We start from the raw sequence: 25916 nt of genomic DNA on the forward strand, positions 1-25916 counted from the left end.
TAAATAAGGAGATGAGGAGTATATGGGAAAAACATTATTAGAAATACAAGGGTTAAAGAAAAGCTATGGAAGAAAAGAGGGGGAGACAAAAGCTTTAAACGGCGTTTTCTTTCAGGTTTTGGAAGGGGAATTTCTGGGTATTATGGGAAGCAGCGGTTCAGGCAAAACCACACTTTTGAACTGTATTGCAACCATGATAAAGCCCACAGAAGGAAAAGTTTTACTGGCAGGAGAAGATATCAGTACCTTTAAGGGGAAAAAGCTGGCGCAGTTTCGCGGCAAAGAAATCGGATATCTGTTTCAGGATTTTGAGCTTTTAGATAATCTTACAGTGGAAGAAAATATTCTCCTGCCTTCTGCCATACATGGAGACGATCAGAAACAGGCAGAAAGAAAATGTATGGAGTTGGCAAAATATCTGGATATGCAGGAGGTTTTGGATAAGTTTCCTTCCCAGATTTCAGGAGGGCAGAAGCAAAGAGCAGCGGCGGCAAGAGCGCTTATTTCCCAGCCGAAAATTCTGTTGGCAGATGAGCCCACAGGAGCGCTTGACAGTCACAGCGCCAAAAAGCTTTTAGAAAAAATAAACGGTGTGTGTGAAGATTTTAAAACAACGGTAATGATGGTAACTCACGATGCCAATGCGGCAAGCTATTGCAGCAGGATTTTATTTATTCAGGACGGAGTTATTTTTCATGAGCTTCGGCGTCAGCTTCCGGAGGAAAGTCAGTCTGATTTTTATCGAAGAATACTAGAAGTGACGGCTGCACTGGGAGGAGGGAGCGCCAATGTTTTATAATCTGATTAAGAGAAACAGCAAATCCGGCAGAAAAGAAAACAGCCTTTACTTTGTTTCTTTAGTGATTTCCGTGGTGGCTTTCTATGTGATTTTATCCATAGAAAATCAGGATGTCATGAAATTTATAAAGAGTATGGAAAGTGATGCTGTTCAGAAGCTTTTGCTTCTTATTCCGATATTTTATGTGTTTTCGCTTTTTGTCCTGTCCTTTTTGGTATTTTTTACAACACGGTATCAGTTGGAGCGAAGAAGCCATGAACTAGGACTTTATCTGATGATGGGAATGAAAAGAAGCCGCCTGTTTTTTATGCTCATTGCAGAAGATATGGTAAATACGGCAGTTGCTTTTCTGGCAGGCTTTCCCATTGCTATTCTGCTTACAGAGATTATCAGTCTTACTGTATCAAGAATAATTGGACTGGGAATTTTAGAACACCGTTTTACTGTTGCGTGGACGGCTGTTTTGTGGACGGTGATAGGAATTGTTCTGATTAAGATTGTAATTATGAGCATTTTAAGCGGAATAACCGTGAATAAAGAGCCTTATGTGCTGATGAAAAATACGGATGAAGGCGAGAAAAAGAGAACCAAAAGACAGGTCTCGCTGTTTTTTCTTTTCATTGGTCTTATTTTTCTAGGAATAGCATATTCTTTGGGCTTGCGAGAAGGGCTGTGGGAGCAGATGCGTTCCCTTTTATGGACCGTACTCTTTGGAATAACCGGAACGTATTTCTTGTTTAAAGGTTTTTACTTCTTGTTTCAAAAAGCTTTGAAAAAGAAAACAAAAGGTCTTAGAACCTTTACCCTTCGTCAATTACAGGAAAGTATTTTTCTGAAAAGCGGATTTCTGGCATCCTGTTCTCTATTACTTTTGCTGGCATTTTCTTGTCTGTCTTTTGGTGTTTCGGCGGCATTTTCACAGAAACCGGAACGTTTTATAGATTTTACCTTTGTCGGCGAAGAAGGGGAGGTAAAAGAGAAGCTGGAGAGAGCAGGTGTTATGGATAAATTTAAGAACTTCTATCAAATGGAGATTTCACTTATGCCTACCTTTGAAGGAGAACATACCTTTTCCAATAAAGAGATGATAGCGGCATTGGAAAAATTACCCATATCAGATGTCAGAAATAATATAATCAATAATCTGGAATATTCAGACAGCCCATATATGGTGAGGTTATCCAGTTATAATCAGCTTCTGGAGTCAGTGGGAAAAGAACCTTTGCATTTAGAAAAAAATGAAGTGGTTTTATATGAAGATCCTGAACTAAGAGATGAAGAAAGTATAGGGATATTAGAAGAAGCCTTGAAAACAGGTGTGCGTCTGCAAATTGACGGGCAGGATTACCTTATGAAAGAAAAGGTCATGTCCTATGATGTGGTGACGGATAATAAAATTACCCTTATGGACGGGTTAATTGTAGAAGACAGTGTGTTTGATGCTTTACATCAAGAAGGCAATACAGAGTGCTATTGGAATGCAGTATTGGACAGTAAGATAATCGAAAAAGAAGGACTGATTAAAAGCTTTACGGATATCAATAAAGAGCTGACAAAAACGGGAATAGATTATGAAAGCTATATGGAAAATATGGGAAGGTATTTGTTCTATATGGTGTCTGAGACGTATTTGGCTGTTTATATGGGTGTTATATTTTTGATTATCGGCAACACGGCAATTGGAACGCAGTTTCTTATGTATCAAAGAAAGACAGGAAAACGCTATCAGGCTTTGTTTGCCCTTGGAGCAGATTTTGCAAAGGCTTCAAAGTCAGGGAGAGCACAGGTGTGTTGGTACTTTTTCCTTCCGGTAGCAGTGGCTGTTGTCAGCTCTGTTTTTGGAATTTGGGCAATGACAAATGGACTTCTGGCTTCTTATTATGAACAACAGCAGAGCAGTATGATTGTGATGTCCTTTGTTGTAGTAATTCTCATTGTTGTGGTAGAATGGGTATATATCAGAGCGGTGATGAAAAACAGTGATAGAAATATTCATGCTTTATTAGAACGAAAAAGAGATGAATAGGAAAAGTGAGTGGGGTTTATGAGCAGAATTACCATAGTGGAAGATGATTGTTTTATGAGGGAAGAGCTGGCAGACATTTTGGAAAAGGAAGGCTATGAGGTGACACAAATCCGTGATTTTCAGAATGTTTATGAAGAAATTCAGAAAAGCAGACCGGCCCTTGTGCTTTTAGATATCAATTTGCCCCAAAAATCAGGATTTGAAATCTGTAAACAATTAAAGGAGAAAAATCTGTGTTCGGTGATTATTCTGACTTCACGGATACAGATTGAAGATGAAATTCATGGATTGAAGCTGGGAGCTGATGATTTTTTAACAAAGCCGTACCATAAGGGACGGCTTTTGGCGCGTATAGAGAATACGTTACAGCGTTTTTCTGGCTTTGAAGGTATTTTAAAGGGAAATGGGTTTTATTTAGACAAACATACCTATACACTTTATACAGGAAATTGTTCGAAGGTATTGCCTGAAAAAGAAGGAAAAATTCTGGAGGTGCTTTTGGAACATTCCGGAGAAATTGTTTCTAAAGAGGATTTATTTTTGATGGTATGGGGAACACAGGTCTATGTAGACGAAAATATTCTTCAGGTAAATATGACACGGCTGCGCAAAACATTGAATACATTAGGGCTGAAAAATATGGTACAGACGGTTCGCGGAAGGGGGTATCTCTGGAATGGAGAAGAATAGAAAATGGCAGACGGCAGGAGAAGTGTGGAAGGAAAACGCAGAGTTCTTTGTTGCTCTTCTGTTTTTCGATTGTTTTTCTTTTCTTTGCCTTTGGCTGCTGGATAACAGAAAAAGTGGAAAGCTGGCAGCTATATTTGTGCTTTTTACAGGTGTGATTTTTGTATTTCTTTTTCTGAATAAACTAAAAAAGAAAAAGAAAAAATTTCTTTATTTTCAAGAGCTTCTCAGTGACAGAAATCATCTGAACAGAGAATTAAACACAGACGTATTATCTTTTGAAGAAAAGTGGATAATAGAAAAATTAAGAGAAAAAATAGAGGATATTGAAGTAGAAAAGAAGGACAAGGTGCTGGCGCTTCAGCAGCAGCAGGAATATGTAGAAACATGGGTGCACGAAATAAAGACGCCCATATCATGGCTTACGCTGATGCTGGAAAACCGTGAAGACGAAATGAGTCCCAAGGTTTATCAGAAGCTGCAATATATGAATGTGCAGTTACAGGAATATGTATCCCAGATTTTGTATTTTTCCCGTCTGTCGTATGAACATAAAAGAGAGGTTATGGAGTGGGTAAGCCTTCGGGAATGTATAGGGTACGTGCTGGAGGAATACGAATATTTATTGACAGAAAATGGAATTTCCATAGCAAAGGACTTAAAAATCAAAGAAATTTTTACGGACAGGAAAAATTTGGAGTTTATATTATCTCAGGCTGTGAGCAATAGTATTCAATATAGAAAAGAAGAAAAGGGACAGATTATTTTTTCCTCTTATGAAAATGGGGAAAAGCTTTGTCTTTGTATAGAAGATAACGGAAAAGGAGTTTCCGAGGTGGATTTGCCTTTTGTTTTTGAAAAGGGATTTACCGGAAGCAACGGGCAGGAAAATAAGAAATCTACGGGAATAGGACTGTATCTGGTGAAAAAACTGGCAGAAAATATGAAGCTTATATGCAGCGCAAAGAACAGAGAAGCAGGTGGATTTCGGCTGATAATCGAATTCCCCAAGGTGGAAAAGGAGGAGATTGTATGAAGATAAGCTTTATGACGAAAGAAGAGTTTCTCACTTCTTTGTCAGAATATCCGTATAAAAAGCTTTTTGTTAAGAGCTTGGAGGAAGCGGCATATTGCAAAACAGAATTTTTCTCAGAGGGTATGTTTGGAATTTTGAAAATACCGGATAAAAGAAATCTTCAGGGGAAGTTTTTGATTGCAGCATATTATGTGAAAAAGGGAGCGATTATCTTTTTAGATGAAGATAAGGTTATTCATCCTGTGCTGGAAAAGCGAAAGGAACTGGAAGATATAGAGGAAGGTCAGGAGCTGGGAATACTTCTTACGGTTTTAAACGGACTTATTGAGGACGAAGTACCTTATCTGCAAAAGATAGAGGAGAAAATTACAGAACTGGAAGATATTTTAATTGTTCAGCCGCCCAGAGATTTTCCCGAGGTTTTAATGAGGTTTCGCAGAGCCATGACACGTCTTCACGGGTTTTATGTGCAGCTTTTGGATGTGATAGAAGAAATACAGGGGAATTTAGGTGAGCGCTTGTCAGAGGAAGATGAAACAGGATGGAAAATGCTGGCGAGCCGTGTATCTCGCTTGCATGGATATACAGAGAATATTCGGGAAAATCTTTTGCAGCTGCATGAACTATATCAGGCGCAGATTGATATTTCTCAAAATGAGATTATGACTATTTTAACCATTGTAACTACGGTATTTCTGCCATTGTCCCTGCTGGCAGGCTGGTATGGCATGAACTTTCCCAATATGCCTCTTTTAAATTGGAAATACGGATATCTTACAGTGATTTTCATTACCCTTATAATTATTGCAGTGGAGGTGCGTTACTTCAGAAAGAAAGGATATTTGAAAAAGCGCAGAAAAATGTAAAAGCCCCTTCTTTTTTAAAAAATTCAGCGTAAATATAGAACAAAAGGCATCAGGAGCAGATATGAAGTTTTTGATTTTTCTCTCAGAGATTAGCATACCGTTAATTTTGTTTTATATTGTGGGATTTGGTATTCTTATGAAATGCCGTGTATACGAGGAATTTGTGAAAGGAGCGAAGGATGGTCTTTTGACTGTTGTTAAAATTTTGCCTACTTTAATCGGGCTAATGGTGGCAGTGGGTGTGCTTCGGGCATCGGGATTTTTGGATATGCTGGGGCAGGTGTTGGGAAATTTTACCGCACAAATCGGTTTTCCTTCTGAGCTGGTACCTCTTGCCATTATCCGAATGTTTTCCTCAAGCGCTGCGACAGGACTGGTGCTTGATATTTTTAAAGAATTTGGCACGGACTCCTACATCGGATTGATTGCATCCATTATGATGTCCTGCACAGAAACGATTTTCTATACGATTTCTGTTTATTTTATAGCGGCAAAAGTAAACAAAACAAGATATACCGTTGCAGGAGCTATGCTGGCAACGGCTGCGGGGATTGCCGTCAGTATATTTTTAGCAGGTAGTATGTAAAAAAAATTTCTGTAAAATTTCTATCAAATATGTTAAACTAATACAGTGAAAAAACAGTAGATGAAATGTAGGGAAAGAGATGCGAGAAATAGATAAGAAAAAGCTTGGGAAGGTATTGCTTCTTATACTAAAGGTTGTGCTGGCAATACCGTTGACAGTTGTATTTATTGTAATAAGGGGAATTCAGTTTTTCTTAAAAATGTGTGGGGCGGTGGTTTCCTTTGCGTGCATTGTTTCGGCGGTCATGCTGTCTATCGGAGTTCTGGTTGAGATTGTATTGCAGATAAATGGAAACGGCCCGGGAATTCCGGCAATTATCCTGACAATGGCAGTGGCAGGCGGACTGGCATATATTCCGGCGGCAGGAGTCGCTATGGTCATGGTGGTGCTTGAGGCAGTGTGCAGCTGGATTTGGAAATGGTATATGGGAAATTCAGATAATTGGAAAGCCTTCTATAAAAGACCGGACTATCAATGGTCTGCTTTTGAGGGCGGATATAAAGGAAAGGAAACAGATGATGCTGGATTTCATATTCATTATTTTAAAGGGATTAAAAGTCAGGAAGAACTGAAAAAACGCTATTATGCCCTTCTTCGAATTTATCATCCAGATAATAGTTTTGGTGAAGATGAAATTACCAGAAGCATCATGGAGGAATATGATTATTTAAAAAATAAGTTTCCTAAGGAAGAAAGTGTTTAAATATAAGTTGACAAGTACAGGGAAAAAGTTATAATTGAAGGTAATGAATATTTCAAAAGTGGAGGATTTCAAAATGAAAGTATTAGTAGAAACATCTGCAAGACACGTACATTTATCTCAGGAGCATTTAGAAGTTCTGTTCGGTAAAGGACATGAATTAACAGTGAAAAAAATGTTAAGCCAGCCGGGACAGTTCGCATGTGAAGAAAAAGTTGAAGTAATCGGAACAAAAGGCAGCCTGAAAATGTCTGTTTTAGGACCTGTAAGAAATGATACACAGGTAGAGGTTTCTTTAACAGATGCAAGAAGCATCGGTGTTGTTGCTCCAATTCGTGAGTCCGGAGATATCAAAGACTCAGGAGCATGTAAGATTGTCGGACCGACAGGTGAAGTTGAATTAACAGAAGGCGTAATCGCTGCAAAACGTCACGTACATATGACACCGGAAGATGCTGAAAAAGCAGGCGTAGCTGACAAACAGATTGTTGAATTAGCTATCGAGTCTCCAAACGGAAGAAGCTTAACATTCGGTGATGTAGTTGTTCGTGTAAGCGCATCTTATGCAACAGCAGCTCACATTGATACAGACGAAGCAAACGCTTTAGCACCTGGTAAAGAATGCTTCGGAGAAATGATTATTAAATAATTGAATTTTAGGACAAGGCATCGGCAGGAATTACCGATGCCTTTTTTATTTCATAGGAAATTGCGTCCTATGAAATAAAAAATGCTCCGCAAGGATGCACAGCGGCGGATAGAGATTTCTACTTATCCTTAATTTGTCGTCCTTCGTGGTTTAAGTGATAATTATCCCTGTAAATCAGTTGGGAAATCGGCACAAATTCATATCCCTTCTCCTGTAAAGCAGTAATTAAGGTATCAAGAGCATCTTTTGTGTATTTAGCACCGTTGTGGCACAGGATAATGCTTCCGTTTCCGAGAGCCTTATGTTCTGTTACACGCTTTACAATGTCTTCGGCTCCGTAATCTTTCCAATCCAGAGAGTCTACATCCCACTGAATGGGATAATAATTATTTTTTTTTGCATTTCGAACGACTTGATTGTCATAGTCGCCGTAAGGCGGACGGAATAAAAACATATCAAAGCCGGTCAGTTCTTTAACTTTATTATGTACCTTCATCAATTCCTGCGTTTTTTCTTCATCGCTTAGTTGGGGCATGTGCTTGTGATTTTCACTGTGGTTGCCTAAATCATGTCCGGCCTCGTAGATTTTCTTTACATCTTCTGGATAACTTTCTACCCATCCCCCTGTCATGAAGAAGGTTGCTTTTACGTTGTGCTTTGCCAGAATATCCAAAATGGTTTGTGTGTCCTCATTTCCCCAAGCAGCATCAAAACTGATGGAAATTTGCGGCTTTTCCGTTTCTACGCAGTAGATGGGCAGCTCCTTGCCGCCCACAGTGTTGCTTACGGAAACAATATTAGGAAGTACGGATACGGCAGAAAAAATCAGAAGTCCGGCAAATGCCAGCAAAAGGATAGTGTTTAAAAAGCGTTTTAACAATCTGGAGCTCCTTAAAACCTGTTTGTTTCTATTGTATTTTTCAGAAAGGGTAAAAAGAACCACAAGGGGAGGGAAAAGGGAACGCTTTCACTTAGTTGACATTAAGGAGAGACATTAGTATACTTAGAGAATATAGAATGTGAGGGATAGAATTTGGGCAAAATCAATGTGCATCTTTTAGGAAGACCGTATGTAGAAGTAGACGGAGAAAGAATAAACTTTCCATATAAAAAAGCAGAAGGTTTTTTCTACTATTTATGTGTGAAAAAGAACGCAACAAGGGAAGAAATTATTTATGTTCTCTGGGGTGCGGACAATGAAAATGTAGGACGAAAAAATCTGCGTGAAGCAGTTTATCAGATAAAAAAATTACTTGGAAAAGAAATTTTGGTTACGGCAGGACATACCAGCATTTCCTTAAATCCGGAATGTATGCCTGAAATCGATTGGGATTTCATTACAGAGGAAAATATTTTAGAGAATGAGGAAGACGGATTTTTATCGCATTTTCATATTAAGAACAGTTATGAATTTGAGGAGTGGATTGAGTCCATGCAGGAGCAGTATGACCAGTCCTTTTTAAAAAGCGCACGAAAACGTCTTCATGATGCTAATGCTGTAAAGGATATGGCTCAGATACAAAAATACAGCAATATTCTTTTGAAGCACGACTCTTATAATGAAAAGCTGTATCAGGAAATTATGGAAATCTACGCTTCCGGCGGAAATTATAATATGGCGATTAAGCTGTATTATGATTTGGAAAAGGTGCTGGATGAGGAGCTGGGAGTTGAGCCCTCCGGTGAAATTACAGAGCTGTTTCACAGGATTTTTAATGTAAAAGGGAATGTAGCTTCAGATAACGGGAGTTGGAACTTGCCTTTCACAGGAAGAACAGAAGAAATTTATCGTATCAGCGAATGTATTGTAGGTACGGGAAGATGGGGAAATCCTCAGTGTGTTGCTATAAGCGGAGAAGAGGGCGTGGGTAAATCGGCTCTTTTGGATAAAGCAAAACAGATGGTGCGGGGATATCAGATGATACCTTTAAACGCAGCCTGCTACCGTGATGAGTCGGATTTCTTTCTTCGTCCTTGGAATGATATTTTCTGGGAAATTGATCAGTGCGTGGAAAACGGAATTTTGGAAAAAGAAATCGTAGAGGATGAAAAAGGGCAGATAAAGAGAATTTTAAAAGGCGTGCTTACAGAAGGCGAGGAAAAAATGGGCAGACTGACCTATCAGATTTTGGAGCAGTCTGTTTTGGAAATGTTCCGAAGAATTGCAGAACGCCATAAAGTAGTTCTGTTTTTTGATGATATTCAATGGCTGGATAAAATGAGCTTTCAGCTTCTTAACCGTATTTTGCTGACCATAGGAACAGACAAAATATTGCTTATGTGTACTTATAATCAGGATAATGATACAGAGGTTATGGAGGCATTGGAGAAGCTGGTGAAGAATGACTGCCTTCAGGTAATTAATCTTCATTCTTTTACCAGAGAGGAAACCGAGGAGCTTCTGCATCGCCATCTGCCGCAGCTTGACAGGGAAGAAAAGAAAAAAGAAGAAATTTACCGAATGACTGACGGAAATGCTTTTTTCTTAATGGAACTGATGAATTTGATTAAGGAAAAGGGATATACTCTTGAGATATCTCCCAAGACCACAAATCTTATCAAGGCAAGGCTTGCAGGACTGCCGGACAGCGAAACAGAGGTTTTATACTGTATGTCATTATTTCCGGAAAAGATAAGCATCGAAGAGCTGGAATTTCTGCTTCCGGAGCTTGACCGTTTGAACCTCATCCGCATTTTGGAAAAGCTTCAGGAGCGCCGTTTGATTAAAGAGATTTTAGTCGGATGGAATATTTATTATAAATTTGTTCATCGAATATTTCGGGAATATTTGTACGAGCATCAGAGTGTGGGAAAAAGAAGGATGTACCACCAGATGCTTGCACAGTATTATGAAAAGCAGGCGGAGACAAAGGAAAATTTTGCCTGTCTTCCAATGATTATTCATCACTATGAGAGATGCCGTAATCAGGTGAAAACTTATGAATACAAGATTAAATATCTAAAGGAATACTATACGATTATTAATGAAAACTTTCCTGTTCTTCATTGGGAGATAGAATACGGCGATGACGAATACGGCGTAACAAGGGGAGCAGAGGAAATGCTTGCCTTGGCAGAAGAAGTAATTCGTCTGGAAGACAGCTCTCATCAGGCACAGGAAATGAAAATGGAAATGTACTATGTAAAGGGGCGCTATAAAATTGCCATGGGAGAATACGACATGGGTATCCAGTGCATTACGGAAAGCATGCAGCTGGCAGAAAAACTAGATGAAAAGAAAATGCTCCTTAACAATTTCAAACAGATGATTTTTTACGGTATTCAGGTAGAGGATTTTGTACAGGTGGAGGAATATGTTCAGAAAGGTCTGCGTTACCTTCAGAAGGAAGAAAAGGCAACAGAAGAAAGCGGCGTGTTTATGCGTCTGTTAGGCTGCTATTTCCTTCACAAAGGAGAGTACACAAAGGCAGAAAAAACATTAATCGAAGCTATGAAGGTTTTTCGGGAATGTGCAAAGGGAAAAGCACATTTCAATATGAGCATTGCTGCCTGTCAGGGATATCTGGGAGATTTAAGCCGTTGTCAGGGCGATTTGGAGATGGCAGCCGTGTATTATGAACGTGCCATTGAAATGGGCCAGGGAAAAGTAGTGACAAACGGACTTGGACAGTTTTATTCCGGTATGGGACAGATTTTCTATTTACAGAATAAGGATAAGGAAGCAAGACAGTATCTGGAAAAAGCAATTTCCTGTCTGAAACGTCATGGGTATTACTGGGGCTTGGAAAGAGCTCAAATTTATATGGCAATGCTTTTAAAACGGCAAAATTCTTTTGAGGAAGCAAAGGCTTATTATAAGGAAAGCAGGCAGATATCCGAGAAAATCAAGAATCCCACAACAATGGAACTGCTTCGGAAATTTGAAGAAGATATGTAGATAAATACAAGAACTTTCAAAAACGTCTAAAAAGAGATTATGCAAAATGACATTTATTGACGCTTTTTTGACACCTATAATGTATAATTTTACGTATAATATAAAGAGGAAAAGAGGGTGCGATATGAGTAATATTTTAATTACTGGTAAAGACTTAACACTGGAACAAATTGCTGCTATCTGTCGAGGACATGCAAAAATTGAGCTCGCAGAAGAGGCAAAGCAGAACATCATCGAATCCAGAAAGGTAGTAGATGACTTAGTTGCGGAAGAAAAGGTTGTATACGGAATTACTACTGGATTTGGTAAATTTAGTGATGTGGTGATTTCTCAGGATCAGTGTAAAGCGCTTCAGAAAAATCTGATTATCACTCATGCGGTAGGTGCAGGAGATCCTTTCTCAGAAGATATTGCAAGAGGAATTATGCTTCTGAGAATTAATAACCTTGTAAAAGGATTTTCAGGTATCAGATTAGAAACAGTACAGACAATGGTGGATATGCTGAACAAAGGTGTTACAGCATTTATTCCTGAAAAAGGTTCTCTGGGAGCTTCCGGTGACCTTGCTCCATTATCTCACATGGTTCTGCCAATGTTAGGTCTTGGTATGGCTTATTATGAAGGTGAACTCCTTCCTGGTGCAGAAGCTATGAAACGTGCAGGTATTCCTACAATTGAATTATCTGCAAAAGAAGGTCTTGCATTAAACAACGGTACACAGGCAATGACATCAGCAGGTTCTCTTGCATTATACGATGCACTGAACTTATTAAAGGTAGCTGATATTGCAGACGCTCTCTGCTTTGAAGCACAGAACGGTGTTGTAGATGCGTTAGACCACAGAGTACATGACGTACGTCCACATTCCGGACAGTTAGCAACAGCAAGAAACCTGTTAAAACTTCTGGAAGGAAGCAAGAACACCACACGTCAGGGTGAAATTCGTGTACAGGATGCTTATTCCTTAAGATGCTCACCTCAAATTCATGGTGCAAGTAAAGATGCAATCAACTACGTATTAGATAAAGTTAATATTGAAATCAATTCTGTTACAGATAACCCGATTATCTTCAAGGAAGACCGTGCAGGTATTTCAGGCGGTAACTTCCACGGTCAGCCAATGGCATTAAGCTTTGACTTCCTTGGTATCGGCGTAGCTGAACTGGCAAACGTTTCTGAAAGACGTATCGAGCGTCTGGTAAATCCGGCATACAGCGATTTACCTGCATTCTTAACACCTCATGGCGGTGTTTGCTCAGGATTTATGATCGTACAGTATTCAGCAGCAGCATTAGTATCTGAAAACAAAGTATTGGCACATCCTGCTTCTGTTGACAGTATTCCTTCATCAGCAGGTCAGGAAGACCATGTATCTATGGGTACGATTGCAGCTAGAAAAGCTGGAGAGATTGCTAAGAACGTAAGACGTGTTCTTGCAATGGAATTGATGGTTGCCTGTCAGGGTATTGATATGAGAGGCAACAAAGGTCTTGGTAAAGGTACACAGGCTGCTTATGATTTAGTTCGTAAACAGGTTGCTACTTTAGACGATGACCGTGAATTGTACGGAGATATCAACTACTGTGAAGAAATCATTGAAAATGGTTCCTTAATCAAAGCAGTAGAAGAAGCGATTGGCAGCGCAATCGAAACAAGATAATATAATTTAAAGAGGGTGCGTTACGGCTGTGTTTGGAGAGGGACCCCTTTGCCAGTCGTAACTATCAAAAAAAGAGGGAGGTTTATTTTATGGAAAATTTGCTTAATCCTGTAATCGTGGCAGTGTTGCTTCTGTGTGTACTCTGCCTGTTGAAAGTAAACGTATTATTATCTATGTTAGTTTCACTGTTTGTGGCAGGTCTGATTGGTGGATTGCCACTTATCAGTACCGGAGATGAGGTAAGTATTATGAGTTCTGTAATTGCCGGTTTTAGCGGTAATGCAGAAACAGCGCTGGCATATGTACTGCTTGGTACTTTTGCATCTGCTATGGCGTATACTGGTATCACAGAAATCCTTTCCAAGAAAATCGCAAGAGTAGTAGGTGGAAATAAATGGATTTTGATTGGTATCTTATTGGTAATTGCGTGTGCATCTCAGAATATTATTCCAATTCACATTGCATATATTCCAATCCTCGTTCCACCATTACTGGCTATGATGAATAAGATGAAACTGGATAGACGTGGAGTTGCCTGTACCATCGCTTTTGGTCATAAGGCTCCTTACATTGCAGTTCCTATGGGATTTGGTTTGATTTTCATGGGAATTATCAGAGATAATATCAACGATAACGCAAAAGACTTTGGATGGAAAGTTACTGTTGGAGATATTACAGCAGTGAACTGGATTCTTGCAGTAGCTATGTTTATCGGTCTTTTGATTGCTTTATTTGTTACATACAGAAAACCTCGTGAATACAAAGACATTCAGTTAGAAGGCGTAACGGAAACAGAAGACTTAACACTGAAATATCAGCACTGGGTAACACTTGCAGCTATTGTAGTAGTAGTAGTACTTCAGATTAAGTTTGGCTCTCTGCCGATAGCAGCTCTTGGTGGACTTCTGGTTATGTTTATATTCCAGGCAGTAAAACCAAAAGATATTGACGAGCAGTTACAAGGCGGTATTAAATTAATGGGCTTCATCGCATTTGTTATGCTAGTAGCAGGTGGTTTCGCAACTGTTCTGAAGAATACAGGTGCGGTAAATGAACTGGTTACAAGTGCCATTTCTTTAATGGGCGGAAATAAATGGATTGCAGCTACCATTATTACTTTAATTGGTTTATTAGTAACTATGGGTATTGGTACTTCCTTCGGTACAGTTCCTGTACTGGCAGTATTATACGTTCCGTTATGTCATCAGGTTGGATTTTCACCGGCAGCTACAATCGTTCTGATGTCTGCGGCAGCAGCTCTCGGCGATGCTGGTTCACCGGCTTCTGATACAACACTGGGACCTACATCTGGTTTGAATGCAGATGGTCAGCACGACCATATTTGGGATACTTGTGTACCGACATTCTTACACTTTAATATCCCGTTAATGATTGCGGCAATTGTTGCAGCTCAGATCCTATAAAAGGAGCTTTGGATGTACGAATAATCAGGGCACCCATCATAGTTTATATAAACAATAGATTTGCAATCATCTATTGGATGTCATGCGAGAAGAACCTGTTCCGGCGCCTGCGGAGCAGGTTCTTTTCGCATAGAGCGCTATATCTTGTATAAAAAAATACAAAACTATACAAATTTACTCTGGAATATTTTGAAAAGATGTGTTACAATAGAAAAAGCGAAGACAGAAAGTTATTCGCAGCATAATATGTATAAAATTAATCAAAATATGAAAACTAAATTTAACAGGAGGTATTCATTATGCAGAAATACGTATGTGAACCATGTGGTTATGTATATGACCCAGAATTAGGAGATCCGGATAACGGAGTAGAACCGGGAACAGCTTTTGAAGATTTACCGGAAGATTGGGTGTGCCCAATCTGCGGATTAGGAAAAGAAGAATTTGTTCCTGAAGAAGCATAAGTTAAATTTAAAGATGAAACAAAAACAGGTTCTTTCAGAGCCTGTTTTTTTGTGGTAAAATGGGTTGGATTAACAAAAACGAATGAGGAGGACATGAGATATGAAGTTTACAAAAATGCAGGGAATTGGAAATGATTATGTTTATGTAAATTGTTTTCAGGAGCATATAGAAAACCCTTCTGAGGTATCCAGAAGAATTAGCGACAGACATTTTGGAATTGGCTCTGACGGATTGATTTTAATTAAATCGTCAGAAAAAGCGGATTTTGAAATGGAAATGTATAATGCTGACGGAAGTCAGGGCGCAATGTGCGGAAACGGAATGCGCTGTGTGGGAAAATATGTGTATGACTATGGTCTTACAGATAAAACACGTATTTCTGTGGATACAAAGAGCGGTATTAAGTATCTGGATTTAACAGTGGAAAATAAAAAGGTAAAACAGGTTCGTGTAAACATGGGAGAGCCTGTACTGGAAACAAAAGCAATTCCTATGATTTATGACGGGGAAAAGGTTATCAGTCAGCCGTTTAACGTAGGACAGGATATTTATGAGATTACAGCCGTATCCATGGGAAATCCTCATGCAGTGGTATATGTAGACAATGTGAAAAGTCTCCCTTTGGAGGAAATCGGACCGAAATTTGAAAAACATACAGCATTTCCGGAAAGTGTAAATACAGAGTTTGTCCGTGTGATTGACAGGAGGACCGTAGAAATGCGCGTATGGGAGAGAGGAAGCGGGGAAACCTTAGCCTGCGGAACAGGAGCCTGTGCTGTGGCAGTAGCGTCTGTTTTAAACGGATATACAGAAGATGAAGTGACCGTAAGACTTTTGGGCGGAGATTTAAAAATTTTCTGGGACAGAGCAGAAAACTTTGTTTATATGACAGGACCCGCAGAGGTTGTGTTTGAAGGTGAAATTGAAATTTAAGAAAAGGATTGAAGGAAAATGATTTTTACAAAAAGGATGAGTCTTGAGGATAAGAGGTTTTATTCCCATGTATTTCGTCTGGTTATGCCTATGGCGGTTCAGAACCTCATTAATGTAGGAGTGACCTCCACAGACGTTATTATGCTGGGAAAAGTAGGGGAAACGGCGTTGTCGGGAGTATCGCTGGCAAATCAGATTTACTTTATTTTATCCCTGCTGTATTTTGGGCTTACCTCCGGCGCCTGTGTTTTGACTGCGCAGTACTGGGGGAAAAAGGATACGAGAACCATTGAAAAGGTCATGGGAATGTCTTTTCGCATTTCCATTCTGGCGGGAATTGTGTTTGCGGCAGCGGCATTTTTCTTCCCGTATCAGCTAATGCGTATTTTTACGGCGGATGAAGCAGTAATTGCCGCAGGTGTCAGTTACTTGAAAATCGTGGCGTTTTCTTATGTATTGTCAGCCTTTACAAATGTATATTTAAACATTATACGAAGCATTGAGCAAGTTGTCATAGCGACAGTTGTCTATGGAACTTCTCTTGCGGCAAATATTGTTTTAAACGCAATCTTTATTTTCGGACTTTTCGGGGCACCGGCTATGGGAGCGGCAGGGGCGGCTCTCGGAACACTCTGTTCCCGTGCCGTTGAAGTGGTGATTGTGGTATTTTATGCAGTGAAAATAAACCATGTGGTGAAAATCCGATTTAAGGACTGGTTTGTAAAGGATAAAGCGCTTTCAAAGGATTTCTTTACCTATGCTTTACCTGTGCTTTTAAATGAAATTGCATGGGGAGCGGGAATGGCTGCGATTTCAGCGATTGTAGGGCATTTGGGAAGCTCTGCGGTAGCAGCTCATTCTGTGGCGCAGGTGTGCAGACAGCTTTCTATGGTTATCGGATTTGGTATTTCCAGTGCAACGGCAATTATGATTGGAAAAGCCATTGGTGAGAAAAAAGAAGAGCTGGCAAGGGAATACGGAAAGAAATTCGTCAAAATTGCCATTGTATGCGGTATCGGCGGCGGATTGCTCATATTGGCGATTTCCCCATTTGTGCGAAGTATGCTGAACCTGACACCGCTGGCAAAAAGCTATCTTACAGCTATGATGTTTATTATGTCTTACTATGTAGTGGGACAATCCATTAACACTACTTTGATTGTAGGGGTATTTCGTGCCGGCGGAGATACACGGTTTGGACTGATTTTGGATGTGGGCGTTATGTGGCTTTGCTCTATTTTAGGAGCGGCAGTGGGAGCTTTTGTCATTGGAATTCCAATGCCTTGGGTGTATATTCTGCTGTGCAGTGATGAAATTATTAAAATACCGTTTTCCATATATCGGTATAAAACTTATAAATGGTTAAATAACGTGACACGATAAAAATAAGGGGGAAACCTCTTATTTTTTTGTTTCATAGGAAATTGCGTCCTATGAAACAAAAATGCTCCGCAAGGATGCGCAGCAATGCAATCTTTTTTATCAAATGCTCTTGACAAAAAGAAAATTGTGCACTTTGGATAATGTAAAATCGACTTTGGTTTCCATAACCTGAAAAACCCATGTTTTTCCTTTAAAAATAAAAAATTTTTATCTTCCTCGGAGTGTTAAAAACACGTTAAACAATGGATTTGAAAAGGAAAATGGATATAAATGGTACAGAATTGTGCAATATTTCCCCTTTCTTTTCGGAAGAAAAAATGGTATACTGTGGAATACAAAATGTTGTGAAAACAAAAGTGAAAAAATATTATGAAATACCAGATATAGTGTTACAAAAGTTTATGAGGTGAAAGTGATGATGTATGTAATTAAGAAAGACGGAACAAAAGAGGATTTCAATATCCAGAAAATTGTGCGTGCAGTGAACAAATCTGCATCCAGAATTATGTATGACTTTAAAAAGGATGAGATTGATTTTCTTTGTGAATACGCAGAGGAAAAAGCGCAGTCCTTGGAGAAGGAAGAAATCTCTATTCAGGATATGCACAATATTGTAGAGGGAGCACTGGAAAAGGTAAATCCTGCGGTTGCAAAAAGCTACCGTGATTACCGCAATTACAAACATGATTTTATTCACATGATGGATGAGGTTTATACAAAGAGCCAGTCCATCCGATATATCGGCGATAAGAGCAATGCCAATACAGACAGTGCTCTCGTTGCTACAAAGAGAAGTCTTATTTTCAATGAATTAAACAAAGAATTGTATCGAAAATTCTTTATGACAAGAAACGAGCTTCAGGCATGTAAAGACGGATATATTTATATTCATGACCAATCCGCACGTCTGGACACCATGAACTGCTGTCTGTTTGACGTGGCAAACGTGCTGCGGGGCGGCTTTGAAATGGGAAATGTATGGTATAACGAGCCAAAGACGCTGGACACTGCTTTTGACGTTATGGGAGACATTATTTTAAGCACGGCAGCGCAGCAGTATGGCGGGTTTACTGTACCGGAGGTAGATAAAATCCTTGCGCCTTATGCAGAGAAAAGCTATCACAAATATTGCGAGGAATTCTTGAAATACGTAGATGCTGACTGGGCGCCTGCAAAGGAGAGAGCACATCAGTATGCCATGGACAAGGTTCGCCGTGATTTTGATCAGGGCTGGCAGGGAATTGAATATAAATTAAATACCGTTGGTTCTTCCAGAGGCGATTATCCTTTTGTTACCGTGACATTGGGGCTGGGAATGGAACGTTTTGAGAAAATGTGCAGTATTTCTCTTTTAGAAGTACATAAAGAGGGACAGGGAAAAGAAGGGCACAAAAAACCGGTGCTGTTTCCGAAAATCGTATTCTTATATGATGAAAATATTCATGGAGAAGGAAAGGAAGGCGAGGATGTCTTTGAAGCTGGAATTTCCTGTTCCGCAAAGACCATGTATCCGGATTGGCTTTCTTTAAGCGGAAAGGGATACATATCCAGCATGTATAAGCGATATAAGAAAGTTATCAGTCCTATGGGATGCAGAGCCTTTTTAAGCCCTTGGTATGAAAGAGGCGGTATGACACCGGCAGATGACAATGATGTTCCTGTATTTGTGGGAAGATTTAATGTAGGTGCGGTAAGTCTTCATTTGCCTATGATTTTGGCAAAGGCACGTTCAGAGGACAAGGATTTCTATGAAGTGCTTGACTTTTATCTGGAAATGATCCGCAATCTTCATATCCGTACTTATGATTACTTAGGAGAGATGAAAGCATCTACCAATCCTCTTGCTTACTGTGAAGGCGGATTTTACGGCGGTAATTTAAAACCTTCTGATAAGATTAAACCGTTATTAAAGCCTATGACGGCATCTTTCGGTATTACAGCTTTAAACGAGCTTCAGGAGCTGTATAACGGTAAATCCATTCGTGAAGATGGAAAGTTTGCGTTAGAGGTACTTCAGTACATCAATAAAAAGGTGGAGCAGTACAAGAAGGAAGACGGTAATCTGTATGCAATTTACGGCACACCGGCAGAAAGCCTCTGCGGACTTCAGGTAGAACAGTTCAGAAAGAAATACGGTATTGTGGAAGGGGTTTCTGACAGACCTTATGTAAGTAACAGCTTCCATTGTCATGTAACAGAAGACATCACTCCGATTGAAAAGCAGGATTGTGAAGGTAGATTTTGGGAGCTTTGCAACGGCGGAAAAATTCAGTATGTGCGCTACCCTATCGGGTATAATGTGGATGCAATCCGTGCCTTAGTCAGACGTGCTATGGATTTGGGTTATTATGAGGGAGTCAATCTTTCTCTTGCATATTGTGATGATTGCGGACACGAAGAATTGGAAATGGATGTGTGTCCGGTATGCGGTTCTAAGAACTTGACAAAAATTGACAGAATGAACGGATACCTGTCTTACAGTCGTGTGCATGGGGATACTCGTTTAAATACGGCAAAGATGGCTGAAATCGCAGAACGTAAGTCTATGTAAGAAAGATTTTCTTCAAGATTTTGTTTCATTTTTGAAAAAATTGTGATACCATATTTTTGACTTTATAAAAATTTTAGAAAAGCAGAGGGATAAGAAATATGGAATCGTATGGATATTTGTTAGACTTGGCATTAATTTTGCTGAGTACGAAAGTATTTGGGCTTATTACAAGAAGAGTAAAGCTGCCGCAGGTAGTAGGTGCTCTTTTGGCAGGTTTGATTTTAGGACCGGCGTGTATCGGCGTACTGCATCAGACAGATTTCATTTATCAGGTTTCTGAAATCGGCGTTATTGTATTGATGTTCTGTGCCGGTTTGGAGACAGATGTTGATGAATTGAAGAAAAGTGGAAAAGCTTCCTTTGTAATTGCGTTGCTGGGAGTAATTGTTCCGCTGTTAGGCGGATTTGCAGTGGCAGCGTATTTTAACAGACCGGGTATGCTGGAGCCGGCGGCAGATGTAAGCGTAATTTTACAGAATGTGTTTATCGGTGTTATTCTCACTGCAACATCGGTAAGTATTTCGGTTGAAACTTTAAAAGAAATGGGAAAACTGAATACAAAAGCGGGAAATGCTATTTTAGGCGCAGCGATTATTGATGATATTTTAGGTATTGTGGCGTTGACTATCATTACCAGCTTAGCAGACTCATCTGTAAATGTTGCTCTGGTATTTATTAAGATTATCGGCTTCTTTATCTTTGTGGGAGTGGGCGGATACCTGCTTCACATTATCTTCCAGAAATGGGTGAAGGGATATGAAAGAGATTTACAGCGTTTCGTTATTTTGGCATTTGTAATCTGTTTACTGTTTTCTTACTGTGCAGAGGAATTCTTTGGAGTGGCAGACATTACCGGCGCATTCTTTGCAGGACTTATTATTACAAAGACAACCCATACGACTTATATTGCAAGACGATTTGGAATTTTATCTTATATCCTTTTATCGCCTGTATTTTTCGCAAATATCGGTTTGCAGGTAGAGCTTCCAAGCATGAGCCCGATGATTATAGGATTTGCGGTTACTTTGGTAATCGTTGCTGTTCTCACAAAGGTAGTGGGCTGCGGTGCAGGTGCGAAGCTTTGCAAATACAGCAATAAAGACTGTATACGTATTGGTGCAGGTATGGTTTCCAGAGGCGAGGTCGCCTTGATTGTAGCGGCAAAGGGAAATGCCATTGGACTGATTTCCGCTGATTTAATGGGTCCGATTGTTATTGTGGTAGTAATTACGACGATTATTTCACCAATTCTTTTAAAAATGACTTTCAGCGAAAAAGACCATAAGGACGAAGGCAATGATTTTGTAGAAAGTGATTTGATGAAACAGTTAGAAGAATATGACGAGGAAATGGAAAAAGAACAGTCTCGTTACGTAACAATAAAAGATAAGAAATAAGAGAAAGGGAGTTGTAGCATTTTAATGCGGCAACTCTCCTTTGTTAGAGGGAGAAAAAATGGCAGCAGTTTTTTTAGCGGCAGTAAATGCAAAATATATACATTCAAATTTGGCAGTATACAGCATGAAATCCTATTGCAGAGAATATGAAAAATATGTGGAAATAGGAGAATATACAATTAATCAGCAAAAGGATGAAATTTTAAAAAGTATTTATAAGAAACAGCCGAAGGTGTTGTGCTTTTCCTGCTATATATGGAACATTTCTTTTGTGAAGGAGCTGATATGCGACTTAAAGAAAATTTTGCCGCAAACCGTTATCTGGGCAGGAGGACCTGAGGTTTCTTATGATGCAGAGAAATTTTTGCAGGAGCTGCCGGAGGTTACCGGAGTTATGTGCGGTGAGGGAGAGCAAACTTTTCTGGAGCTGGTGCAGCATTATGTTCATGAAAAAGAGGAGGATGCACTGGCTGATATTAAGGGAATTGTGTTTCAAAAAAACGGGGAGATTGTGAGAAATCCTTTCCGTGAAATCATGGATATGGATAAGCTGGTATTTCCGTATAAAAATATTTCCCTGTTTGAACATAAAATTATTTATTATGAAAGCAGCAGAGGATGTCCTTTTTCTTGCAGCTATTGTTTATCCTCTATTGATAAGAAGCTGAGATTTCGCAGTCTTTCTCTGGTAAAAGAGGAATTGCAGTTTTTCCTTGATGCAAAAGTTCCGCAGGTGAAATTTGTAGACAGAACCTTTAACTGTAAAAAGGAACATGCTCTTGAAATCTGGAATTATATTCATGAGCATGATAACGGCATAACGAATTTTCACTTTGAAATTGCGGCGGATTTGCTTACCGAGGAAGAAATTCAGCTTATTCACACCATGCGTCCGGGGCTTATCCAGTTGGAAATCGGGGTACAGTCCACCAATCCGAAAACCATAGAAGAAATCAGGAGAAAGACCAGTTTTGAGAAGATTTCAGAAAAAGTGAAAAAAGTACAGGAAGGAAAAAATGTCCATCAGCATTTGGATTTGATTGCAGGACTTCCTTATGAGGGATATGAAAGCTTTAAAAAGTCTTTTTGTGATGTGTATGCTTTAGCGCCGGAACAGCTTCAGCTTGGATTTTTAAAGCTGTTAAAGGGTTCTTACATGAATGAGAAGGCAAAAGATTATGGATGTGTATGCAAAGGGAAGGAGCCTTATGAGGTATTGGGGACAAAGTGGCTGTCCTATGGAGAAATTTGCAGATTAAAAGGAATTGAGGACATGGTAGAGGTATATTATAACAGCGGACAGTTCCGCCATACCATGAAAGCCATGGAGGGTTATTTCTCAGATGCTTTTTCCATGTACGAGACGCTGGCGGACTTTTATGAGAAAAAGGGATATTTTGGTATTTCTCATTCCAGAATAAGAAGATACGAAATACTGATGGAATTTTTAGAAGAAAGAGAAGTAGAAAATCTTTCTTACTTTAAGGAATTGATGATTTTAGACCTTTATGCAAGGGAAAATTTAAAGACAAGACCGGTATGGGCGGCGGATAGAAAAGCGTATAAGGAAAAGATACAGGAATTTTACACAAAAGAAGCGGAAGCGCCGGAAGTTTTACAGGATTATGCAGGATATCAACCAAAACAGTTAGAAAAGATGACGCATCTTGAAATTTTTTCCTATAATGTGCCGGAAGGAAAAGCGGAGAAAGGAAGTTATCCTGTGCTGTTTGATTATAGGAATAGAAATCCTTTGACCAATGATGCTGCCATGCACGTTGTAACGCTTTAGAAAACGGAGGACTTATGACAAAGAGAACAAAGGAAATCTTGGATAAGCTGGATGAGGTTTATACAAGAGAATATAAGTGCTATTTAAACCACGAAAATCCGGGACAGCTGTTAATTGCCACGATGTTAAGCGCACAATGTACAGATGCCAGAGTGAATATTGTGACAAAGGATTTATTTGTAAAATATCCCGATATGCAGGCTTTTGCCAAGGCAGATTTAAAAGAATTGGAGCAGGATATTAAGCCTACGGGTTTTTATCACAATAAGGCGAAAAACATTATCGGCTGTGCTCAGAGGATTTGTCAGGTGTATGGCGGTGAAGTTCCAAGGAGCTTAGAGGATTTGGTAAGCCTTCCGGGAGTGGGAAGAAAAACGGCAAATGTTATTCGAGGAAACATTTTTCATGAGCCCAGTGTAGTGGTTGATACCCATGTGAAGCGAATTTCCAAACGTCTGGGATTTACCAAGGAGGAAGACCCTGAAAAGATAGAACAGGATTTAATGAAGGTGCTTCCAAAGGAGCATTGGATACTTTATAATATTCAGATTATTACTTTTGGAAGGCAGATTTGTTTTGCACGTTCACCGAAATGTGAGGAGTGCTTTTTGACAGAATATTGTAAGGAATATAAGGAAAAACAAAAGAAAAGCAGGAAGAAATTATGATGGAATACGTTGCGCTGGACTTAGAAACCACAGGCTTAGAGCCTTCTAAGGACAGAATTATAGAAATCGGCGCTGTAAAGGTGCGGAATAAAGAGGTTGTAGGTGAATACGGAACGCTGATAAATCCCCAGATGGAAATTCCTGACAGGATTACAGAGCTTACGGGGATTTCCAACGATATGGTACAGGGAAAACCTCTTATTGCACAGGCGTTAGGGGAATTGTTGGATTTTTGCGAAGAATTACCTCTTTTGGGGCACAATCTGATGTTTGATTACAGTTTCGTAAAGCATCAGGCAGTGAATGCGGGAATGGTATTTGAGAAAAAGGGAATGGACACCTTGAAGCTGGCAAGAGCGCTTCTGCCTGAGCTTCCAAGCAGGAGTCTGCAAAATCTCCGCATGCACTATGAAATTCCTCAAAAGGATGCGCACAGGGCATTGGAGGATGCCAGAACCACGTATCTTTTATATGAGAGATTACGGGAAGAATTTGAAGAGAAGCAGCCAAAGCTTTTTGTACCAAATGCACTTATCTATAAAGTAAAGAAGCAAGGTCCTGTAACAGCGGCGCAAAAACGCTACTTGCAGGATTTAATAAAATATCATAGAATAGAGCTGAATGTGGAAATTGACAGTCTTACAAAGAACGAGGCATCTCGAGAAATTGATAAGATATTGAGTACCTACGGGAAAATAGTGAGGTAAAGAGATATGATGAATATGAAAAAATCAAAAAGGAACAGAATATTTGCTGCGATACTGGCAGGACTGATTATTTTGGCAATGGTAATTCCTATGGCAATGTATGCTTTTGGATGATACAGTTGATATATACAGCAATGGAGGTCAGAACATGAAGATAGGAAAATTGCCGGAGCCTGTGCTAATTCGCTCTGTTTTAAAGCAGGTAGGGCATCGCAGAAATGAGGTTTTAGTAGGACCTGCCGTGGGACAGGATTGTGCGGTAATGGAGCTTGAAGAAGGGGAAGTTTTTGTACTGTCCTGTGACCCGATTACAGGGACAACGAAGGATATCGGAGGACATAGTGTTCACATTACAGCCAATGATTTAGCAGCTTCCGGTGCAGAGCCTGTGGGAATTATGCTGACAATGCTTTTAACACCTGACACAGAGGAAGCACAGCTAAAGGAGATAATGCAGGATGTGGAAAAAACTTGTAAAGAGCTGAATATGGAGGTCTTGGGCGGACACACAGAGGTTACGGATGTGGTAAAGCAGACGTTGATTTCTCTTACAGGTGTAGGAAAAATGAAAAAAGAAAATGTGCTTACCACAGCTTCAGTAAAGCCCGGAGATGATATTGTGGTGACAAAATGGATTGGTCTGGAAGGGACTTCTATTGCGGCAAAGGAAAAAGAAAGCTTGCTTTTGGAGCATTTTGCGCCGCCTTTTGTGGAGACTGCAAAAAAATTCGACCAATATCTTTCCGTTATTCCGGAGGCAAAAATTGCCGCAGAGTGGGGCGTATCTGCTATGCACGATATTACCGAGGGCGGTGTATTTGGCGCTCTGTGGGAAATGGGAAGCGGTTCCGGTGTGGGTCTTGACATTGATTTAAAAGAAATTCCTATTCGTCAGGAAACCGTAGAGGTCTGTGAAGTGCTAGGATTAAATCCTTATATTTTAATGTCCAGCGGTTCTATGATGATTGCCGCAAAAGACGGATACGGACTTGTAAGAAAGCTAAAACAGGCTGGTATTGAGGCTGCCGTAGTAGGTAAAGCGACAGACGGAAACGACAGAATTTTAAGAAACGGTGAAGATACCCGTTATTTAGATAAACCGCAGAGTGATGAATTGTATAAAATCTATCAGTAGGTGGAAAATATTCGGAGGAAAGAAAAGTGGCAAAATTAAATATTGTATTATTTGAGCCTGAAATTCCGGCAAATACAGGGAATATAGGAAGAACCTGCGTTGCAACAGGAACAAGACTGCATCTTATTGAGCCCTTGGGATTTCAGCTAAATGAAAAAGCATTAAAAAGAGCAGGAATGGATTACTGGAAGGACTTAGATGTAACAACGTATATCAATTATCAGGATTTTCTGGACAGAAATCCCGGCGCCAAGGTTTACATGGCAACTACAAAGGCACCGAAGACTTATGTAGACGTAGAATATGAAGAAGACTGCTATATTATGTTCGGAAAGGAAAGCGCAGGCATTCCGGAAGAAATTTTGCTGGAAAATCAGGAAACAGCTATCCGAATTCCCATGATTGGGGATATTCGCTCTTTGAATTTGAGTAATTCTGTTGCCATTGTGCTGTATGAGGCGCTTCGTCAGAATAACTTTGACCACATGAGGTTAGAGGGGCATCTGACAAAATATGAATGGAAGTAAATGATACACGGATGAATTCTGGAAAAG

The 25916-nt window shown here is 39.7% G+C and carries 22 protein-coding genes; 21 read left to right on the forward strand and 1 reads right to left on the reverse strand.

Features of this window, described 5'->3' with window-relative positions:
- Positions 1-22 precede the first annotated feature (22 nt).
- From CGC63_RS02305 to CGC63_RS02340, 8 genes are all read left to right on the forward strand, one after another.
- Positions 23-799 (forward strand): ABC transporter ATP-binding protein, encoded by a 777-nt coding sequence (locus CGC63_RS02305; RefSeq protein ID WP_004221268.1) that lies wholly within the window; start codon positions 23-25, stop codon positions 797-799.
- Positions 789-2825, forward strand: coding sequence for an FtsX-like permease family protein (locus tag CGC63_RS02310; RefSeq protein WP_004221265.1), 2037 nt, complete (start codon positions 789-791; stop codon positions 2823-2825). The genes CGC63_RS02305 and CGC63_RS02310 overlap by 11 nt, the downstream gene beginning before the upstream one ends.
- 18 nt (positions 2826-2843) lie before the next feature.
- Complete coding sequence (locus tag CGC63_RS02315) at positions 2844-3515, forward strand: response regulator transcription factor (RefSeq protein ID WP_004221263.1); 672 nt, start codon at positions 2844-2846, stop codon at positions 3513-3515.
- Positions 3502-4548, forward strand: a complete 1047-nt coding sequence (locus CGC63_RS02320; protein WP_004221260.1) for a sensor histidine kinase — start codon at positions 3502-3504, stop codon at positions 4546-4548. The genes CGC63_RS02315 and CGC63_RS02320 overlap by 14 nt, the downstream gene beginning before the upstream one ends.
- The gene (locus CGC63_RS02325; RefSeq protein ID WP_004221258.1) at positions 4545-5414 is read left to right on the forward strand and encodes a magnesium transporter CorA family protein; all 870 of its coding nucleotides are present in this window, start codon (positions 4545-4547) and stop codon (positions 5412-5414) included. The genes CGC63_RS02320 and CGC63_RS02325 overlap by 4 nt, the downstream gene beginning before the upstream one ends.
- A gap of 61 nt (positions 5415-5475) precedes the next feature.
- Positions 5476-6000 carry a spore maturation protein gene (locus CGC63_RS02330; protein WP_004221257.1) on the forward strand — a complete coding sequence of 175 codons (525 nt, stop codon included), beginning with the start codon at positions 5476-5478 and terminating at the stop codon, positions 5998-6000.
- A 79-nt stretch (positions 6001-6079) separates the two neighbouring features.
- Positions 6080-6703 carry a J domain-containing protein gene (locus CGC63_RS02335; RefSeq protein WP_004221256.1) on the forward strand — a complete coding sequence of 208 codons (624 nt, stop codon included), beginning with the start codon at positions 6080-6082 and terminating at the stop codon, positions 6701-6703.
- Positions 6704-6776: 73 nt separating this feature from the next.
- Positions 6777-7349: a phosphate propanoyltransferase gene (locus CGC63_RS02340; RefSeq protein WP_040351028.1), complete on the forward strand. Its 573-nt coding sequence runs from the start codon at positions 6777-6779 to the stop codon at positions 7347-7349.
- A gap of 118 nt (positions 7350-7467) precedes the next feature.
- Here CGC63_RS02340 and CGC63_RS02345 read toward each other — a convergent pair whose 3' ends face one another.
- On the reverse strand, positions 7468-8229 hold the full coding sequence (locus CGC63_RS02345) for a polysaccharide deacetylase family protein (protein ID WP_009247186.1): 762 nt from the start codon (positions 8227-8229) through the stop codon (positions 7468-7470).
- A 153-nt stretch (positions 8230-8382) separates the two neighbouring features.
- Here CGC63_RS02345 and CGC63_RS02350 point away from each other — a divergent pair, with 153 nt between their 5' ends.
- The 13 genes from CGC63_RS02350 to CGC63_RS02410 all read left to right on the forward strand — a co-directional run bounded on the left by CGC63_RS02350 (position 8383) and on the right by CGC63_RS02410 (position 25889).
- Complete coding sequence (locus CGC63_RS02350; RefSeq protein ID WP_004221253.1) at positions 8383-11247, forward strand: ATP-binding protein; 2865 nt, start codon at positions 8383-8385, stop codon at positions 11245-11247.
- Positions 11248-11371: 124 nt separating this feature from the next.
- The gene (gene hutH, locus CGC63_RS02355; protein ID WP_039925245.1) at positions 11372-12907 is read left to right on the forward strand and encodes a histidine ammonia-lyase; all 1536 of its coding nucleotides are present in this window, start codon (positions 11372-11374) and stop codon (positions 12905-12907) included.
- Positions 12908-12996: 89 nt separating this feature from the next.
- Entirely contained in the window at positions 12997-14331 is a 1335-nt protein-coding gene (locus CGC63_RS02360) for a Na+/H+ antiporter family protein (RefSeq protein ID WP_004221248.1), read from the forward strand.
- 299 nt (positions 14332-14630) lie between these two features.
- Complete coding sequence (rd, locus tag CGC63_RS02365; protein WP_004221246.1) at positions 14631-14795, forward strand: rubredoxin; 165 nt, start codon at positions 14631-14633, stop codon at positions 14793-14795.
- A 100-nt stretch (positions 14796-14895) separates the two neighbouring features.
- Positions 14896-15729, forward strand: a complete 834-nt coding sequence (dapF, locus tag CGC63_RS02370; protein WP_004221244.1) for a diaminopimelate epimerase — start codon at positions 14896-14898, stop codon at positions 15727-15729.
- 18 nt (positions 15730-15747) lie between these two features.
- Positions 15748-17112, forward strand: a complete 1365-nt coding sequence (locus tag CGC63_RS02375; protein ID WP_004221242.1) for an MATE family efflux transporter — start codon at positions 15748-15750, stop codon at positions 17110-17112.
- 415 nt (positions 17113-17527) lie between these two features.
- Complete coding sequence (gene nrdD / locus CGC63_RS02380) at positions 17528-19663, forward strand: anaerobic ribonucleoside-triphosphate reductase (RefSeq protein ID WP_009247180.1); 2136 nt, start codon at positions 17528-17530, stop codon at positions 19661-19663.
- A gap of 98 nt (positions 19664-19761) precedes the next feature.
- Positions 19762-21060, forward strand: coding sequence for a cation:proton antiporter (locus CGC63_RS02385; protein WP_004221236.1), 1299 nt, complete (start codon positions 19762-19764; stop codon positions 21058-21060).
- A 58-nt stretch (positions 21061-21118) separates the two neighbouring features.
- The gene (locus tag CGC63_RS02390; RefSeq protein WP_004221234.1) at positions 21119-22852 is read left to right on the forward strand and encodes a B12-binding domain-containing radical SAM protein; all 1734 of its coding nucleotides are present in this window, start codon (positions 21119-21121) and stop codon (positions 22850-22852) included.
- A gap of 14 nt (positions 22853-22866) precedes the next feature.
- Positions 22867-23520, forward strand: coding sequence for an endonuclease III (gene nth, locus CGC63_RS02395; protein ID WP_004221232.1), 654 nt, complete (start codon positions 22867-22869; stop codon positions 23518-23520).
- On the forward strand, positions 23517-24227 hold the full coding sequence (locus tag CGC63_RS02400) for a 3'-5' exonuclease (protein ID WP_004221229.1): 711 nt from the start codon (positions 23517-23519) through the stop codon (positions 24225-24227). The genes nth and CGC63_RS02400 overlap by 4 nt, the downstream gene beginning before the upstream one ends.
- A 148-nt stretch (positions 24228-24375) precedes the next feature.
- On the forward strand, positions 24376-25362 hold the full coding sequence (locus CGC63_RS02405) for an AIR synthase family protein (RefSeq protein WP_009247177.1): 987 nt from the start codon (positions 24376-24378) through the stop codon (positions 25360-25362).
- A 26-nt stretch (positions 25363-25388) separates the two neighbouring features.
- On the forward strand, positions 25389-25889 hold the full coding sequence (locus tag CGC63_RS02410; protein WP_004221221.1) for a tRNA (cytidine(34)-2'-O)-methyltransferase: 501 nt from the start codon (positions 25389-25391) through the stop codon (positions 25887-25889).
- Positions 25890-25916 lie beyond the last annotated feature (27 nt).

Origin of the sequence: Blautia hansenii DSM 20583 (genome assembly GCF_002222595.2) — a bacterium.
Classification (GTDB): Bacteria; Bacillota; Clostridia; order Lachnospirales; family Lachnospiraceae; genus Blautia; species Blautia hansenii.